Source organism: Billgrantia hypersalina (genome assembly GCF_052584175.1).
The window spans coordinates 269,831-285,500 of sequence record NZ_JBMIQI010000011.1 but is presented as its reverse complement, the minus strand read 5'-3'; the positions used below and the strand labels follow the sequence as shown (position 1 = coordinate 285,500).

Sequence of the window (15,670 nt, the reverse complement as noted above, 5' to 3'; positions counted from 1 at the left end):
TCAGGAAGCGCCGCACTCGGTCAACTGCCAGTCGTTGTCGGTAAGCGGTTCAGCCCCCTTTGGCGTGACCCGCACGGTATCGCTGAGCCCGATGCCCCACTGCCCCGGGACGCGCAGGCAGAGCGGCAGATGGAAGACCATGCCGGCCTCGAATTCGCGCCTCTGCCCTCGGGCGATATAGCCGCTGCCCTCGACCCAGCTGGGCGGAAACTGGGCGCCCACGGCATAGCCGAACACGCCCGAGAAGAACAGCCGCTCGGCATGGGGTTCAAGCACCGCCGATGCGGCGCGGGCAGCGTCGTCGAAGGTGGCGCCGGGTCGCATGGCTGCGGTCAACGCGTCGAAGACGTCGCGGCAGGCATCGCGCAGCGTCAGCATTTCGGCACTGGCCCGACCCGCCACGGCGGTCTTCATCATTGGCGCGGTATAACGCCGGTAGGCGGCGCCGAACTCGAGGAACACCGGCTCGTCGGGGGCGATGCGGTGACGCTGGTGGTTCAGGTGGATCACGCTGATGCGCCGGCCCGTCGTGACGATGGGCTGCATGCTCATGAATTCACTGCCGGCCGCCAGCATGGCCCGCGCACCTTCCGCGGCCACATCGCCGTCGGTCATGCCTGCCGCGATGACCCGCGTGGCCGCCTTGAGGCCCAGCGAGGTGATCCGGGCGCTCTCACGCAGGCAGGCGAGCTCCGCCTCGCTCTTGACGATGCGAATGCGGTCGAGCAGCTCTCCGCCATCGTCGCGGAAGCGTTCGACGCCCAGGCGCGCCTGTAGCTCACGCAGCACGCCATGTCGCAGCCCGGCCCCGTAAAGATCCAGGCCAATGGTGCGAAAGGGAGCCAGGGTCTCGGCCAAGGGCTCGATCACCTCGCCGATGCCCTCCCAGCGGTACCCCAGCAGTTCATCGACCCGCGCGGTGACCACGGCCGGGCCGGTCTCGATGGAGGGTACCTGAAGCACCAGCCGCTCGGCCGAACAGACCAGACAGGTATGCACCGACACCTCGAAGGTGTTGTAGCCGGTCAGGTAGTAGATGTCGGCAGGGTCGGTCAGCAGCAGGGCATCCAGGCCGGCCTCGCTCATGGCGCCACGCACACGGGCCAGGCGGGCATCGAATTCGCTGAGGGGAAAAGCCAGCTCGCTGGCCTCGAGCTTTGCCGCCAGGGCGTGGCGGTACTGGTGGTGATCCATGATGGCCTCCGGCAAAGGGGAACCTGCCGGTCAGTGTAGCCATGACGCGCATCATGTCAGCGAAAGCCGGGACGAAATAGGGCTGTTCCGAGAGTGGCCGGTTTCGTAGAATCCAGCCTCGTATCCGATTCGACAGGACAACGTTATGGGCAGGGCCTTTCAGAACCGCAAGGAATCCATGGCCAAGACGGCCGCCGCCAAGACCAAGGTGTACAGCAAGTACGGACGCGAGATCTACGTTTGCGCCAAGCAGGGCGGCACCGACCCCAACGGCAACCTGGCGCTGCGCGGGCTGATGGAGCGCGCCAAGAAGGACCAGGTGCCCAGCCACGTGATCGAGAAGGCGCTGGACAAGGCCAGCGGCGTAGGCGGAGAGGACTACTCGCCGGCCCGCTACGAGGGCTTCGGCCCGGGCAATTGCATGATCATCGTCGATTGTCTCACCGACAATCCCAATCGCACCTTCGGCGACGTGCGCGCCTGCTTCAACAAGGCCAAGAGCAAGCTCGGTACCCCGGGCAGCGTCAGCCACCTGTTTGACCACTGCGCCATCCTCTCCTTCGCCGGCAGTGACGAGGAAGCGACGCTGGAAGCGCTGATGGAAGCCGATGTCGATGTGACCGACATCGAGAACGAAGAAGGTCGCATCACGGTCTTCGCCCCGCACACCGAGTATGCGAAGACCAAGCAGGCGCTGATCGACGCCTTCGGTGAGATCGAGTTCGAGGTCGACGAGATCCAGTTCGTGCCTCAGACCACCACCACGATCGAGGGCGACGATGTCGCCATGTTCGAAAAGCTGCTCGACGCCCTCAACGATCTGGACGACGTACAGAACGTCTTTCACAACGCCGAAGTGGCATCCTGACGCAGCGCGCCGCGCCGGATTTCTCCGGCGCGGCGCATTCCTGGGTTGGACTCGAGAGGGTTCAACGGCCCTTGGTGGGCGATGATGAGCCACCGTTCGGCGGCTTGGAGCCGGGCGTGTTGGAGCCGCCCTTCCTGGCCGCTTCGCTACCGGGCTTCTGCGTATTGCCCGAATCGGTAGCGCCTGCCTTGGCATAACGCTCCTCGCTGGAGGGGTTCTCCACATAGCTGGAAGCATTCGACGACGAACCGCTCGTGTTCGAGCCGCTCATGGGCGAACCGCTGGACGGCGAACCGCTCATGGACGAACCGCTGGACGCCGAACCGCTTGCGGTCGAGCCGCTCATGGGGGAACCGCTGGACGGCGAACCGCTTGTGGTCGAGCTGCTCATGGGCGAACCGCTCGTCGATGAGGTGCTGGAGCGGCTCGACGAAGACGCATTCGAGGTCTGCGTCGAACGCGCCTCCTCCTTGACCCGCTCGGCAGTCTCGTGGATCTTCTCCTCGGCACGTTCGAGCTGTTCATGGCCGGCCTCTTCGGCGCGGTGCATGGCTCGGTTGCGTATTTCACCCAGATGGCGGTTTTCCATACGGGTCGGCGAGAACAGGCTGCCCAGCACCGCCCCCACGGCAACGCCCAGCGCACCCGCAACGAGCGGATGATCCTGTACGAAGTGGCTGGCTTGGGAGCCGGCTTCGCGTGCGCGATGGGTCATGGACTGCCCACCTTGCTGGGAGTGCATCCGATCGCCCATGTGCTGGGTGCGCTCGCGCATCTGGCCGCTGACGTGCTGGGCGCGCTCACGCACTTGGCTTCCCATGTGCTGGGCGCGCTCTTTCATGCTGCTGGCCATCTGCTGTGCCTTCTGGGTCATGCCACCTCCGTGGCCATGCGCTTCGTCGCCGTGCTGAGTCGTTGCGCCCAGCGCCGCCGGATCATGGCCCAGGGTCGTGGTGCCTGCCCCGCTGAAGGTTTCGCGGCTACCGCTACCTGGCATGTCATCCCCATTGGGCATGCGAGTGCTCGGCATGGTGCTGCCCGGGTAACCCCCTTGGTAGGCCGTATCCGATCCGTAGTCGTGGTGCGAATTGCGCTGCGCCAGAAGCAGCCAACCCAGGCCGATGCCGGTCACCATGACGGGTAGGGGATTTTCACGTATCGCTCTACCAATTGAAGTGAGAGCATTTTCGGCCCCGCCGTGACGTAGGTAATCATAGGTAGTATTCATAAGCTTTTGGGGAGAGAATCTCTCTTCGATTTCGTGAAGGGTTTCATCAAGACGCGCCCGCGTTTGATGAATCTCGTGTTCGATCTCGTCCGATGTGCGCCGGTCATCCTGCTGGCTCATTTAAGCTCCTCCTTGACTGCCTCTTCATGCTCTTGGGTCAGCTCCTTGTCACGACGCAAGCTGGCCATGGTGCGCGTCGGCATCAGGCTCTCCTTCTTGAGCTTATTGCGCCCTGCCTGCAGCATAATGAAGCCGATCACGACAACCACAACGCCCACGATCAGGGCGGAGAGCCAAGGTGTCGTTTCCGGAGGAAGTACAGTATTGAGACCAAAGACCGCAGCCGCTAGAAGTACAAGAAAACCGCTGAACAGCACTGCTCCGGCCGTGGCGATAGAGGCAATGGCTGTCAACATCTGGCTGGTCTTCTCGCTCATCTCGACCTTGGCCAGCTCGGACTCCTTGCGCACCAGGGCCGTCACTTCACGGGCCAATTCAGTGAACAGCGAGCCGATCGAAGCACTTTCCGTCCTGATTCTGTTATCCGCTTCCATGAGATTATGCCTCCCTTAGCGTTACCGACTTTGGCAAACTTCAACGGCGTGTCTCTGTACACTCAGTAGCGCGACGAATTGCCCTGGTTGTAGCGCGACGAGTCACCCTGGTTGTAGCGCGAGGATTCGCCTTGGTTGGAGCTACGCAAGAAGCGGGATAGCATGAAGCCTGCAGCAACCGCCCCCCCGAAGAACACAGCCGGGTGCTGACGGCTGTAATAGCGGGTCTGCTCCATCAGTGTGGAAAGATCACGCTCTCGCAGGGTCTGCGAGAAAGCATCAGAGCGCTTAGCCAATTCGTTGACGCAACCGGAGAAATAGGGCTGTTCCTGCTTGTCGAACTCGTCGGCCATCTTATGCAGTACCGTCGAGACTCTTTCCGCTTGGTCAGCCGCCGCGGCTTTCTGCCGGTCGAGCAGGCTCTCGGCCTGCTGGCGTGCGGCATCCCGCAGCTCATCCTTGGCTTCGCTCGCCTCTCGCTTGATCTCCTCACGGTTCAGTCCGTGATCGCGGCCGCCGCTGGCACCGGAGTTCGCAGAGCTCGCGGTTCCGGAATTGTCGCGGCTATGGGTATCGCTCATTACGCCACCTCCTTGTTTCGCCTTCTAACAAAGCACGCCAATACCAGCGTGACTTACCCATTCATGAATTTTTGGCTAACACTCGAAAAATAGTCCCCATGCCCCCGCTGTCAATGCAGGGCGGCCGCTTCACTTGAAAAGAGTTAAAACGCTGCAAAAAATAAAAATTAGGTAACGATTTGCCTCATTTAGACCAACAGAAAGATACGCAATCGAGCCATGTTTCTTGATGACCCGCTCAGGTATCGAATCCTGCTTTACTACGACTAAACCCATGAAACCGCACAGGCTCAAGACCATGAGGTTTCTTCAGGCCGAAAGAGCACACTTACTGCACCGCTTTCACCAGGCCATCGAGCAGCTCACGGATCTCGGCGGCATCCAGGGGCGGCTCCTGTAAATGCCCGATAGGCCTCCCATACGTCGGCTATGCCGGCCTCGAAGAGGCGCTCGCCGTGCTCCTCGCTGGCCAGGCTCGGGTCCGACCCCATGCGACCGTCGGGGAAGCGACGGCGGAACTCGTCGGCGTCGCACTGGGCGCTGCCGCGAGGAGCGATACGCGGCGACATGTCTACGTGCTTGATCGCCTCGGGACGGGCAAACCAGGAAAGCGACACCTCAGAGGCGGTGGCATGGGTGCCCTCGACATCGCCGTAGAGCGATTCGGCCAACTCGCGTACCCGTGGTCCGGCAAACCAGTTATTAGCGGTAAGGTGCAGCTCACCGGCAGGCTGGGAGCCGAAACGCATGCTGCGCTCGGTGTAGATTTCGGCAAAGGCCGCGCTCATGGTGCCTATGTTGCCGCCGTGTCCGTTGAGGAAGAAGACATGGGTGAAGCCATGCCGCGCGAGCGACGTGACGGTATCCCTCAGAACGGCGACAAGCGTACTGGGACGCAAGCTGATGGTGCCGGGAAAGGCCAGGTGGTGCTGAGCCATACCCAGGTTCTGGGTGGGAGCCACCAGGACGCCGTAACGTTCTCCGAGCGCCCAGGCGATGGTTTCGGGACAGATGGCATCGGTGCCCAGCAGGCCGTTGGGCCCATGTTGCTCGGTGGAGCCGATCGGCACGATGATGCCGGTTTCGCGTTGCAGGTAGGCCTCGACCTCCTGCCAGGTAGCATGTTGCAGCCGCATGTCGCCTCTCCTGGTCAGCCCTGGCCGCGATTGCGGTCGCAGCCCATCGTGCCCGCCTTGGCCCAGTTCTCGCCGTTCACCTCGCTGAAGAACACCTGCACGCTCTCGGCGGGGACCTCATACACCTCGACGAAGGCTTGGGTGATGCGGCGCGCCAGCTCGCGCTTCTGCGCCAGGTCACGCGGGAACTGCTGGACGGTCACAATGGGCATGTCGGCTCCTGTCGGTACATGGCAAGAAAAGGCTCATGTTCGACCCAAAGCGGCGCTACCGCAACTGCAACTAGTCGGGCTGCGGTACCGGTTCGCTGTACTCCATGCGTGACCATAAGCTGCCCTGCAGCAGGTCACACTCCTGCTGGCGCAGGAAGTCGGCCTGCTGGCGCGAACTGACGCCGCTCGCCGCCACGTTGATCTCGAGTTCGTGCGCCATGCCGATGACGGAGCGAATGATGGCCTGATGACGCGGGTTGTCGAGGCAATGATTGACGAACAGCGCATCGAGCTTGAGCGTATCGATGGGAAACAGGCTGAGATGGCCGAGGCTTGAGTGCCCGCTGCCGAAACCGTCGATAGCGAGCCGCACCCCCATCACCTTGAGTCGTTCGAGTACGCCAATCGCATGGTGAGGATCGCGCATCAGGCCGCCCTCGGTCAGCTCGATCTCGAGAAGTCCCGCCGGCAGTTGGCTCTGGGCGAGGGCCTCGCCGACACGCTCGACCAGGAGATCGCCCGCCATGCCCTCTGCCGGCACGCTGACGACCACTCTCAGCCCCGAGCCGGCTTCATGCCAGGACCGGGCATGGCGGCAGGCATTCGCCAGCACCCAGTGGCAGATATCCGCCAGCTGGCCGTTATCCCGGGCGGCGGGAAGCCACTTGGCCACCTCCAGCACACCAAAACGGGGCGAATGCCAGCGCGGCTGGGCCGATATCGCCACGACCTGGCCGCTGCGGGCGCAGAGCAGCGGTCGGTAGACAAGCGCCATTTCGCGCCGAACCAGCACGTCGCGGAGGTCACAACGCAGTTGGATGCGGTCGGGGCCTTCATCGAGAAGGTCCGGCGAGAAGACGCAGTATTGGGCGCTTCCCCGCGCTTGGGCCCTGCGCCTGGCCAGGTTGGCATGGCGCATCAGCTCGGTGACCGTGGTGCCGTGGTCGGGATACAGGGCGACACCGATACAGCAACTGGCCAAGAGGGTTTGCCCAGACAGCTCGAGCGGCCGACGGGTGCGTGCCAGGAGACGCTCGATGACGGGAATGACGTCGTCCATGCTCGTTACGCCAGGCAGCTCGGCCATCATCTCGTCGCTGTCCATCCGGCATACACTGCCCTGGTGGCCGAGGGCATCGCTGATGCGTTCCGCCATCCGTCTCAGGCAGGCATCGCCGATAGGGCGACCGAGAGAATGGTTGACCTCCTTCAGCCGATCGATGTCGATATGCAGAATGGCCACGCGCTTGTCCTGCGCAGCGGCCTGCACCAGAGACGCAGCCAACTGGCGCTCGCCCTGACGTCGAGTGGCCAGGCCAGTGACATCATCATGCCGGGCCGAGCCGGCCGAACCCTGAGATCGGCTGTGAAAGACGAGCTGGCGCATGAGACTCCCTTCCCCACATGAAGCTATAGACCCTATCGCAAGGGTTGATTCGAGTGGTCCCTTGAATCGACTGAATTCACGCCAGGCCGTTATCGTTATCGGTATTAAACACTCAGATACCACGCTGCCAGCCCACAGTCAAAAGTAACTTATATATTGTTTTTCCTTGTTTTACTTATGTTCGCTAGTAATGCATGTCTTTGTTCAATAACGACGTTTACGGTATGAATTAGCGAACAATATTTGTAACTTTAAGAAACGGCAGGTTTCATGACACCGATACGGTTTTTCAACAAGCATCAACGGTACTAGCCTACAAGGCAGCTCCTCCGGCCAAGAACGCATCAGATCCAGGATGCTGAGGGAAAGCACATCGATCAAGGAGACAACCATGCCAGCCAAATCGGAAGCTCAGCAAATGGCGGCCGGCGCCGCTCTTGCCGCCAAGCGCGGAGAGAAGAAGGTCAGCGAACTCGAAGGTGCGTCGAAGCAGATGTACGAATCCATGGACGAAAAGGAGCTCGAGAAAATGGCTTCGACCAGTCAGAACGACAAACCTGCCCATAACCGCAAGTCATGAGTCCGGTTTCCCGCATTGGCCGCTCCCGGCATCCTGCGTCTAGGCTTTAGTCATTCATGCCATTCATGCCATTCATGCCCAAACCAGGATGCCAGGGAGGCGGGAGATGCAGGCTCGGGACGTCGACATCGCCATCATCGGAGCCGGTACGGCCGGCCTGAGCGCCTGGCAGACCGCCAGGCAGTACAGTGACTCGGTGGTCCTTATCGAAGGTGGGGAGCCCGGCACGACCTGTGCCCGGGTAGGCTGCATGCCTTCCAAGCTGCTGATCGCAGCCGCCGACTCGGCTCACCATGCCCGCGAAGCGGCCGGTTTCGGCATCACGACGGGGCCTGTCGAAATCAACGGCGGCGAGGTCATGGCCCGTGTCAGGCGGCAACGCGATGCCTTCGTGGAAAACGTGCTCGAATCCATGCAGCGCATCGAGCCGCATAATTGCATCGAAGGGTATGCCCGCTTCGAGGCGCCGCATACGCTGCGCATTGGCAACGACCTGCGCTTGCACGCCCGCGCCATCGTGATCGCTACCGGCTCTCGCCCTCACTGGCCAGACGCCTTGGCTCCGGCCGGTGACCGCCTGCTCGACAGCGATGCGGTGTTCGACTGGCAAGACCTGCCGGACTCGGTTGCCGTTTTCGGCGCCGGCAGCGTCGGCCTTGAGCTCGGCCAGGCACTTGCCCGCCTGGGGGTGCGCCTGCGCCTATTCGGAAAAAGCGGCTCGCTCGGTCCCTTCAAGGAGACGGCGCTGCGCAAGTATGCCGAGCGCACCTTCAACGAAACGTTCTACCTCGACTCGTCTGCACAGGTCGAAGACATCGCGCGCAACGGCGCCCAGGTAGTGATCACTTTTATCGAGCGCGGTAGCGGTAGACGCCTGACCGAGCGCTTCGACTATCTACTGGCCGCTACCGGCAGGCGCCCCAATATCGACCGCCTCGACCTGGAAAACGCCGGCCTGGCGTTGGATGACAAGGGGATGCCCCATTACAACCGCTTCACCATGCAGTGCCGCGGCAACAGCGACCAGGGCGAAGCCGGGCATATCTTCATTGCCGGCGATTCAAGCCAGGAGCTGCCATTGCTGCATGAGGCGAACCAGCAGGGTCGCATCGCCGGGCATAACGCCGGGCGCTATCCCGAACGTCGTGCCGGTCGTCGCAGCACACCGCTGACGATTGCCTTCACCGACCCGCAGATGGCCACCGTCGGCCTGAGCCGCGATGAAGCGGCCAGCCGCTTCGGCTGCGACAACGTTGCCGAAGGCGGCGCCTGCTTCGAGGATCAGGGCCGGGCCGTGGTGATGCGCCAGAATCGTGGCCTGGTGCGGCTGTATGCCGAGCATGGCTCGGGGCTGTTTCTCGGTGCCGAGCTGTTCGGTCCGCAAATGGAGCATATCGCCCACCTGCTGGCCTGGGCGCTGGAGCAGAAGATGGGCGTCGAACGGATGCTGGAGATGCCCTTCTACCACCCGGTACTGGAAGAAGGGCTGCGCAGCGCACTTCGCGACCTCAGCAGCGCGCTGCTGCAGGGCCCCGCCATGACCGAGCGCTGCATGGAATACGGCCCTGGAGGGTAGCGAACCACGACCGGATTACGCTGAGGCCTGCACCCAGCGTGCCCGCCCCGCCTCCTTGGCCTGGTAAAGCGCCTGATCGGCATAGCTGTAGATCCGGTTGGCACTGGTGTCGTGCCCCTGGGCCACGAGGTAGAGCCCGGCAGAGACGGTCACGCTTGGGTGAGGCCCGGCAGGCGCCGGCTCGCCCATGGCTTCGATGGCGGCCAGCAGCCGGTCGGCCATCTCCGCAGCCTGTTCGGGCGTCTGGGTATGGAACACCACGCCGAACTCCTCGCCACCGAGGCGAAATATCACGTCCTCACGACGCGAAAAGACCTCGGTGGTGACGGCCGCGAGTCGCTTGAGCAACTCGTCGCCCTGGGGATGGCCGTGAAGATCGTTGTAGGCCTTGAAGCGGTCGACGTCGAATAGCAAAAAGGCCAACTGGCGGCCGTCGCTGTCTCGCCGGGCGAGTTCGCGCTCGAGCACTTCGATGAATGTGCGCCGATTGTAGAGTCCCGTCAGGGGGTCGTGGCTGGCCAGCTCGTTGAGCCGCGAGCTGGCAACGCGCAGCATGGTGATCGCCTGCTTGCGGTGGTGAACGTAGAGCGCCATCACGGCGGCCTGGAACAGCATTACCACGGTAATGGTCAGCGCGCCATCGAGCAGCATGGCGCTATCCCGCAGGTTGGGGCCATAGCCCGAGGAGAGCAGGATGTTGAGGCCCGCCGTCATCAGCAGCGTGCCGGCCAGGCCGCGGCGAATGTCGTCGAGCAGCAGGAAGGCCAGGGCGGGATAGATCAAGGGCAGGGTTAGTGTCAGCGGGTTCCCGGCGCGGGTAATCGAGAGCCCGAGCAGACACAGGAAGAGAAACGCGTGGGTGGCGTGCACCGCCCAGGAGACGGGCACCCCCATGCGCAGCCCGGCGACGACGCCTACCCCTATCACCAACCCGGTCGCATCGATGAGCAGGCGTCCTGGTGTAAGCTCCAGCACGCCGAAGAGAATCAGGACCAGGAACAGCGACCACACCAGCACGGCGGTCGTCTGCGTCAGATTGAGCAGGGTGATGCGCAAGTAGTCGGGGCAGCTCTCCGAGGTGCGTCCGCCCGATGTCATCAGGTTGCGCCAGAAGCGCTGGAGAAAACCCTTCGCACCCTTTGACGGATCGCTCTCGGCTGGGGAAGGGGGCTTCTCCACCAGGATCTGCTCTGGCCTGTTCATTCACTTCTCACCCGTATCGCTCTTTGCTCAGCGCGCTGAGCTGCGCCGAGATCGATACAGCGTACCGTAATGAAGCGTTAACAGGTTAATGCAAATGAGCCTGGCTCAATCCTCGAATTCCGCGAGCGCCTGCTCGCAGCCCATGCCGACCTGCTCGCCGGTACCCGGGTCGACCCAGGGCAGGATGGCAAGCGGTGGTGCCGCGATGGCCCCCAGCAGGGACAGTGCACCGCGTGCAAGCAATTCCTGAGTGATGACGTTCACCTCCGGATCGCGCAGCGAACCCTTCAGCTCCACCGGCGAGTTGCCGGTAAACAGGGTGGGGTCGAGGTTATGGCCCTGAAAGGCCATGTCCATCCGTTCCGTCTCCAGATTGATGGCGCCGGCCCCCTCGAAGTGGGCGATTTCCGTGGCCATGAAGAACTCCGCCAAGTCGACCAGGCCATCATCGGCCACGAACTGCACGTAGGTGCACTCCAACTGGACCTGCTCCTCCCCCGCCAGCGCTGCCACCAGAGCATTGGCCACGTTGAGCGGCAGCAGCTCGGCGGCGATGATGTCCAGCCAGCCCTGGGACATGGCGAGTTCCAGCTCGCCATCGAGCCCGGCCATGACCTCGTGCATGGAGCGGCCGGAATAGCGCAGCTCACCGCGCCCGCCGATCACGCCAAGCGTGTCCTGAGCCACCTCGGGCAGCCCGGCCTCGTCCAGCAGGGCATCGAGATTGACCTGGTCGAGCGCCAACTGCATGTCCCCATCCAGTGCCGCCTGGCGGGCATCCATCCTCCAGCTTGCCCTGACCTGTCCCCCGCCGAGCCCCAACTGCAGCGGATCGACCGTCATCACGCCCTGCTCCAGCTCCAGCGAGAGCGCCATATCCTCGAACGGCACATGCTCGGCCTGCACATTGGCCGCCTCGTATTCCACCACCATGTCGGTGTTACGCAGCGCCTCCAGGTCCCACTCCCGATCGGGGAAGAGCATCTCGGCGCGCTGCTCCTCCGCTTCCCACTCCTGCTGCTCGGCGGACTCCGTTTCATCCGGGCCTGTTTCCGGGGACATCCCGAACATCGGCAACAGGTCGTCCGACTCGAGCCGCTGCGACTCCAGAGTCGCCCATAGCTTGGGCTGTTCGCCGAAGCGGATGCGCACATCGCCCGCCACGTCGCTGTCGCCGAAGCCGCCTTCCAACCCATCGATGTTGAGCAGGTCGTCCCGGTAGCGAAGGTAGCCGCTGACCTCGTAGGGCGGCAGCTCCGGCAAGTTGAGGCCCGTCAGGTCGGTGAGCTCCGCCGGGCTCGGCCCCTCGAGACGCGCGCTGCCCTCCAGCGACTCGAGCGCGAAGGGTTGTACCGCGCTACCGTCGATCCACAACCGAGTCTCGCCGCTGGCCAGCTCGCCGGATACCGGATAGGCCTTGTCGGGATCCGTGAGGTCCAGCAACGGCCCCACCAAGAGGTCGAAGGCAAAGGGCTCCTGCTCGTAGCTGCCGTTACCGACAAGATGCACCCGCTGCCCCTCCACGCCCTCGGTGCGGGTGTCCGCGGTGAACGAGAGCGCAAGCCCCCAATGCGGGGCGCGGTAATCCAGCTCGGTATCCTCGAACAGCAACCCGCCGTCGACCACCCGGGTATTGAGGTTGCCGTCCAGCGTGCCCAGCGGCCCGAACCCGAGCGGCGCGAGCGCCGCGGTCAGGTCGATGCGATCCAGCTCCGCCTGCAGGTCGGCAACCAGGCGCTGCTCGTCCACCTCGAGCCAACCCTGTACGTTCAACGAGCGCGGCTGCTCCTCATCGAGCTGCTGCCGGGCCTGCAGGCGGGCGATGGAGAGCCGGCCCTCTTCGAGCGACGCGTCGACGGCCAGGTCATGCAGGGTCTGATCGGCATAGTGCAGGCGCCCGAGCGCCAAATCGAGTTCGCCCTCGAAGTCCTCCAGCCGCTCCAGCACCCGCGCCGCGCGCCTGTCCCACTCTTCCTGCTGTTGCGCTTCTTCCTGCGATTCGTCCTGTCGTGGCGCGTCCTGCGGCGAGGCGGTCTCGTCCTGCCCTTCCTCGAACAGCCCCCAGCGGTCGAGGTCGAGGGCATCGGCTTCGAGCTCGGCCGCAAACCAGGGGGTGTCACGCCCCAGGTCGAACGCCAGGCTGCCCTCGAGGTGGCTGTCGCCGATGCTCGCCTGGAGACCTTCGATACCGCCCTGCCATGCTTCCATGTCGAGGTGGAGCGCACCCTGGAACGCCACGCGATCCTCCTGAAGCCGTCCCTCGCCCTGCACGTCCAGGCGTTGCCCGGCCTCGGCAGCGTCCGCAGACCCGCCAGGCGCCTCGAAGCTCGCCTCGATCTCGATTCCCCGTGCCGTGTCCCGGTAGGCCAAGCGCCCCCGTTCGACGCTTGCCGCCTCGCTCTCGTCAGCCGCATCCAGCCGCCCCTGTACCTGCAACAGGCGCTCCTCGCCCTCGCCCAGCGGCTCCCGCGCATGGAATCGATCCAAGGCAAGCTCGCCTTCCTGCAGTGCCGCACGGAGTTCGACATCGTGAAATGCACGCTCGGCGACAAGCAGCCGGCCGATGGCCATGTCGACCTCGGCCTCGAAGGCGCGCAGCACTTCCAGCCGCTCCCTCAAGGGTCGATCGGCGTTGTCCTGGCCTTCGCGACGCGGCGCCTGGGCATCATCCGCCAGTAGCGCGCGCCAGCGATCCACGTCGAGGACATCGGCTTCGAGGTCGGCCTGCAGGCGCGGTACGTCGCGGCCCAGGTCCAGCGCGAGGTCGCCGCGCAGGCGACTTTCTCCGATGCGCCCCTGAAACGACTCGATGGCACCACGCCGCTCCTCCACCTCCAGGTGCACCACGCCCTGAAACGCGACGGCATCATCCTGTGCGCGACCCTCTCCACGGACATCCACGCTCAGCTCGTCGGCGCTCTCCCCGGGCGTGTCGAAGGCCAATTCGAGCTCGATGTCCCGGCCGGCATCACGCAGTACCAGCCGCCCCCGGTCGATATTGAAGGCCTTTGGCCATAGCGGGGTTTCCTCCTCCTCGGTGGGTTCCTCTTCGAGCAGGTCATCGATATTGGTCGTGCCGTCCTCACGACGCAGCAGGACGACCTCAGGGCGGTCGATACCGACCCGCTCCAACTCGATCCTTCCTCGCAGCAGAGCGCCCACGTCCAGGGTCACCGACAGTTCCTCGAGGCGGGCCATGGGGTCGTCGGCCCACGGCGCATTGGCAACACGCACCTCGTGGAGTCGAAGGGTCAGCGGCAATCCCCAGTCGATACCGTGATCGCCGATCGTCACCTTGCGCTCCAGCTGCTCACTGGCCTGATCCTCCAGCCAGCCACGAAACCAGGCGGATTCGAGAACCAGCGCTGCCACCAGCAGTAACAGCAGCAGTCCCCCCACCGCAACGGCGACCCAACGAGCTACCTTGTTCACTGTTCCATCCATGTATTCCGCACAGGTCGATTACCCTAACCTTGGACAGAGAGCGGGTATTGGTCCAATCCGAGATGAAACGTCCACGTACGGGTTGCTCACACTCGCTAACCTGCCCCAAGCGAGCAGAGCTTCTATGCTGAGATCATGGACGTCTCCACCGCTCAGGCGGAAGCAAGGAAAGACAACGGGATGTTCCCAGCCGGAACGGGAGGTTCGCATGAAAATCTACAAGCCGGAGTGGCGCTGCAATTTTACCGTCAACGAAGCTGCCCGAGAGGAGGCGAGTTGGCGCGAGAGATTCGCCTGGCGGTTGCGTCGATGGGCCGACAGGTTCGACAGAAAGGGGCGTACGGTGACGATCGAATGCCATATCGAGCCGGAAGTGACCGCGGAAGAGATCGACACCTGCCTGGTCAAGGGTTTCGAGGTGACTCACTCCCTGCTCAATCAACTGGCTCAGCAGGCCGCTTGCGAGGACATCATGCGCGACGCCAAGGCCGAACTCTACGAGCAGGGACCGCCACGCTGATCATGCCGACAATACCGGCCGGAAGCACGCCAAGGAGGCAACATGCAGGCACGCTACTTCGCCATTAGCGATTATCCGCAGGGATTGCCGCCCAGGGAGCTGTTCACGCTTCATCATCAGGATCTCCCCGAGCTAAAGGAAGACGAGGTTCGCATACGCAACACCTGGCTCTCGGTAGATCCGTATATGCGCGGCCGCATGAGCGGGATCAAAACCTATGTCGCCCCGTTCGAGCTCAACGCCCCCCTCGAAGGGGCCGCCATCGGCGAAGTGATCGAGTCGCGCCACGAACGCTTCAAGTCCGGCGACAAGGTACGACACATGGCGGGCTGGCGAGACATCGCCCAGCTCAAGGGCGACGTACTCGAGCCCCTGCCCGATATCGCCGTACCCGAGCAAGCCTACCTCGGGGTACTCGGCATGCCGGGGATGACGGCCTGGACGGGGCTGCATCGTATCGCCAACCTGCGCGAAGGCGACAACGTACTGGTCAGCGCCGCCAGCGGCGCCGTGGGTTCGCTCGCCGTCCAACTGGCCAAGGCGAAGGGGGGAACGGTGGTCGGCATCGCGGGCGCCGCGGACAAGCTCCAGTGGCTGGAGGAGCGCGGCATCCGGGCCGTGAGCTACAGGGACAAGGATACCCGCCAGCTCAGCGCCGATCTCGACGAAGCCTGCCCCGATGGCTTCGATGTCTATTTCGAGAACGTCGGCGGCATCTGTCTGGAAGCGGCACTCGACAATCTCAAGGTCGGCGCCCGCATCGCCGTGTGCGGGTTCATCTCGCGCTACAACGACGAGACCCAGGAGCAGGGCCCGAGCAACCTGGCCAACCTGCTGGTCAAGCGCGCCCGCATGCAGGGCTTCATCGTCGCCGATCACTGGACCGAGTATCCGCACTTCATCGAGGAGGTGGGCCCGCGGGTGGCACGGGGTGAAATCGACTACGAGGAAACCATCGAAGAGGGGTTGGAGCGCACACCCGATGCCTTCCTGAAACTCTTCGAAGGGGCCAACCGGGGCAAGATGCTGGTAAGGCTGTAAATCCTGGTAGGGGACTGTACATTCCGCTCCTGCTGTAACCGAAAGCCGGCCGTTGGTTACGCTACCCGCTTGGCTCGAGTCTAGCCGGCCTGACCGACAAGCGGCGCCACGCCTGTCGCCCCGACCCAAGCCCACAGCGGCGTTCA

Annotated in this window: 14 protein-coding genes and 1 pseudogene; 5 read left to right on the top strand and 10 right to left on the bottom strand. The window is 63.6% G+C overall.

Annotated elements, in window-relative coordinates; translation table 11 throughout:
* Window positions 1–1,194, bottom strand: coding sequence for a M24 family metallopeptidase (locus tag ACOJCM_RS08375; protein WP_445211603.1), 1,194 nt, complete (start codon window positions 1,192–1,194; stop codon window positions 1–3).
* A gap of 145 nt (window positions 1,195–1,339) precedes the next feature.
* Here ACOJCM_RS08375 and ACOJCM_RS08370 point away from each other — a divergent pair, with 145 nt between their 5' ends.
* Window positions 1,340–2,062, top strand: a complete 723-nt coding sequence (locus tag ACOJCM_RS08370; RefSeq protein ID WP_445211602.1) for a YebC/PmpR family DNA-binding transcriptional regulator — start codon at window positions 1,340–1,342, stop codon at window positions 2,060–2,062.
* Window positions 2,063–2,123: 61 nt separating this feature from the next.
* Here ACOJCM_RS08370 and ACOJCM_RS08365 read toward each other — a convergent pair whose 3' ends face one another.
* The 7 genes and pseudogenes from ACOJCM_RS08365 to ACOJCM_RS08335 form a co-directional block, all read right to left on the bottom strand.
* Window positions 2,124–3,197, bottom strand: coding sequence for a hypothetical protein (locus ACOJCM_RS08365; protein WP_445212076.1), 1,074 nt, complete (start codon window positions 3,195–3,197; stop codon window positions 2,124–2,126).
* Between the two features lie 69 nt (window positions 3,198–3,266).
* Window positions 3,267–3,410: pseudogene (locus ACOJCM_RS08360) on the bottom strand (DUF3618 domain-containing protein); the annotation flags it as partial.
* Complete coding sequence (locus tag ACOJCM_RS08355; protein WP_445211601.1) at window positions 3,407–3,844, bottom strand: phage holin family protein; 438 nt, start codon at window positions 3,842–3,844, stop codon at window positions 3,407–3,409. The pseudogene ACOJCM_RS08360 and the gene ACOJCM_RS08355, both read right to left, overlap by 4 nt.
* A gap of 62 nt (window positions 3,845–3,906) precedes the next feature.
* The gene (locus ACOJCM_RS08350; RefSeq protein ID WP_445211600.1) at window positions 3,907–4,425 is read right to left on the bottom strand and encodes a hypothetical protein; all 519 of its coding nucleotides are present in this window, start codon (window positions 4,423–4,425) and stop codon (window positions 3,907–3,909) included.
* Between the two features lie 362 nt (window positions 4,426–4,787).
* Complete coding sequence (locus tag ACOJCM_RS08345; RefSeq protein ID WP_445211599.1) at window positions 4,788–5,561, bottom strand: creatininase family protein; 774 nt, start codon at window positions 5,559–5,561, stop codon at window positions 4,788–4,790.
* A 14-nt stretch (window positions 5,562–5,575) separates the two neighbouring features.
* Window positions 5,576–5,773 (bottom strand): tautomerase family protein, encoded by a 198-nt coding sequence (locus ACOJCM_RS08340; protein WP_445211598.1) that lies wholly within the window; start codon window positions 5,771–5,773, stop codon window positions 5,576–5,578.
* 70 nt (window positions 5,774–5,843) lie between these two features.
* On the bottom strand, window positions 5,844–7,160 hold the full coding sequence (locus ACOJCM_RS08335) for a putative bifunctional diguanylate cyclase/phosphodiesterase (protein WP_445211597.1): 1,317 nt from the start codon (window positions 7,158–7,160) through the stop codon (window positions 5,844–5,846).
* A gap of 391 nt (window positions 7,161–7,551) precedes the next feature.
* Between ACOJCM_RS08335 and ACOJCM_RS08330 the strand changes: the two genes are divergently transcribed.
* On the top strand, window positions 7,552–7,740 hold the full coding sequence (locus ACOJCM_RS08330) for a DUF3008 family protein (protein WP_445211596.1): 189 nt from the start codon (window positions 7,552–7,554) through the stop codon (window positions 7,738–7,740).
* A gap of 106 nt (window positions 7,741–7,846) precedes the next feature.
* A complete protein-coding gene (locus tag ACOJCM_RS08325; RefSeq protein WP_445211595.1) occupies window positions 7,847–9,316 on the top strand; it encodes a dihydrolipoyl dehydrogenase in 1,470 nt (489 codons plus the stop codon).
* 15 nt (window positions 9,317–9,331) lie between these two features.
* Here ACOJCM_RS08325 and ACOJCM_RS08320 read toward each other — a convergent pair whose 3' ends face one another.
* Together ACOJCM_RS08320 and ACOJCM_RS08315 are read right to left on the bottom strand one after the other, a co-directional pair.
* Entirely contained in the window at window positions 9,332–10,519 is a 1,188-nt protein-coding gene (locus ACOJCM_RS08320) for a diguanylate cyclase domain-containing protein (protein ID WP_445211594.1), read from the bottom strand.
* A gap of 105 nt (window positions 10,520–10,624) precedes the next feature.
* The gene (locus ACOJCM_RS08315; protein ID WP_445211593.1) at window positions 10,625–13,951 is read right to left on the bottom strand and encodes an AsmA family protein; all 3,327 of its coding nucleotides are present in this window, start codon (window positions 13,949–13,951) and stop codon (window positions 10,625–10,627) included.
* Between the two features lie 220 nt (window positions 13,952–14,171).
* Here ACOJCM_RS08315 and ACOJCM_RS08310 point away from each other — a divergent pair, with 220 nt between their 5' ends.
* Together ACOJCM_RS08310 and ACOJCM_RS08305 are read left to right on the top strand one after the other, a co-directional pair.
* Window positions 14,172–14,483: a hypothetical protein gene (locus ACOJCM_RS08310; RefSeq protein ID WP_445211592.1), complete on the top strand. Its 312-nt coding sequence runs from the start codon at window positions 14,172–14,174 to the stop codon at window positions 14,481–14,483.
* 42 nt (window positions 14,484–14,525) lie between these two features.
* Window positions 14,526–15,524, top strand: coding sequence for an NADP-dependent oxidoreductase (locus tag ACOJCM_RS08305; RefSeq protein ID WP_445211591.1), 999 nt, complete (start codon window positions 14,526–14,528; stop codon window positions 15,522–15,524).
* The last annotated feature ends 146 nt before the right edge of the window (window positions 15,525–15,670 follow it).

What these genes read in the sequence shown, in the direction of transcription:
- ACOJCM_RS08365 (WP_445212076.1), bottom strand. Translation starts at nt 3,197, where the DNA reads ATGGTGACCGGCATCGGCCTGGGTTGGCTGCTTCTGGCGCAGCGCAAT.
- ACOJCM_RS08350 (WP_445211600.1), bottom strand. Translation starts at nt 4,425, where the DNA reads ATGAGCGATACCCATAGCCGCGACAATTCCGGAACCGCGAGCTCTGCG.
- ACOJCM_RS08355 (WP_445211601.1), bottom strand. Translation starts at nt 3,844, where the DNA reads ATGGAAGCGGATAACAGAATCAGGACGGAAAGTGCTTCGATCGGCTCG.
- ACOJCM_RS08335 (WP_445211597.1), bottom strand. Translation starts at nt 7,160, where the DNA reads ATGCGCCAGCTCGTCTTTCACAGCCGATCTCAGGGTTCGGCCGGCTCG.
- ACOJCM_RS08320 (WP_445211594.1), bottom strand. Translation starts at nt 10,519, where the DNA reads ATGAACAGGCCAGAGCAGATCCTGGTGGAGAAGCCCCCTTCCCCAGCC.
- ACOJCM_RS08305 (WP_445211591.1), top strand. Translation starts at nt 14,526, where the DNA reads ATGCAGGCACGCTACTTCGCCATTAGCGATTATCCGCAGGGATTGCCG.
- ACOJCM_RS08310 (WP_445211592.1), top strand. Translation starts at nt 14,172, where the DNA reads ATGAAAATCTACAAGCCGGAGTGGCGCTGCAATTTTACCGTCAACGAA.
- ACOJCM_RS08340 (WP_445211598.1), bottom strand. Translation starts at nt 5,773, where the DNA reads ATGCCCATTGTGACCGTCCAGCAGTTCCCGCGTGACCTGGCGCAGAAG.
- ACOJCM_RS08375 (WP_445211603.1), bottom strand. Translation starts at nt 1,194, where the DNA reads ATGGATCACCACCAGTACCGCCACGCCCTGGCGGCAAAGCTCGAGGCC.
- ACOJCM_RS08345 (WP_445211599.1), bottom strand. Translation starts at nt 5,561, where the DNA reads ATGCGGCTGCAACATGCTACCTGGCAGGAGGTCGAGGCCTACCTGCAA.
- ACOJCM_RS08330 (WP_445211596.1), top strand. Translation starts at nt 7,552, where the DNA reads ATGCCAGCCAAATCGGAAGCTCAGCAAATGGCGGCCGGCGCCGCTCTT.
- ACOJCM_RS08370 (WP_445211602.1), top strand. Translation starts at nt 1,340, where the DNA reads ATGGGCAGGGCCTTTCAGAACCGCAAGGAATCCATGGCCAAGACGGCC.
- ACOJCM_RS08325 (WP_445211595.1), top strand. Translation starts at nt 7,847, where the DNA reads ATGCAGGCTCGGGACGTCGACATCGCCATCATCGGAGCCGGTACGGCC.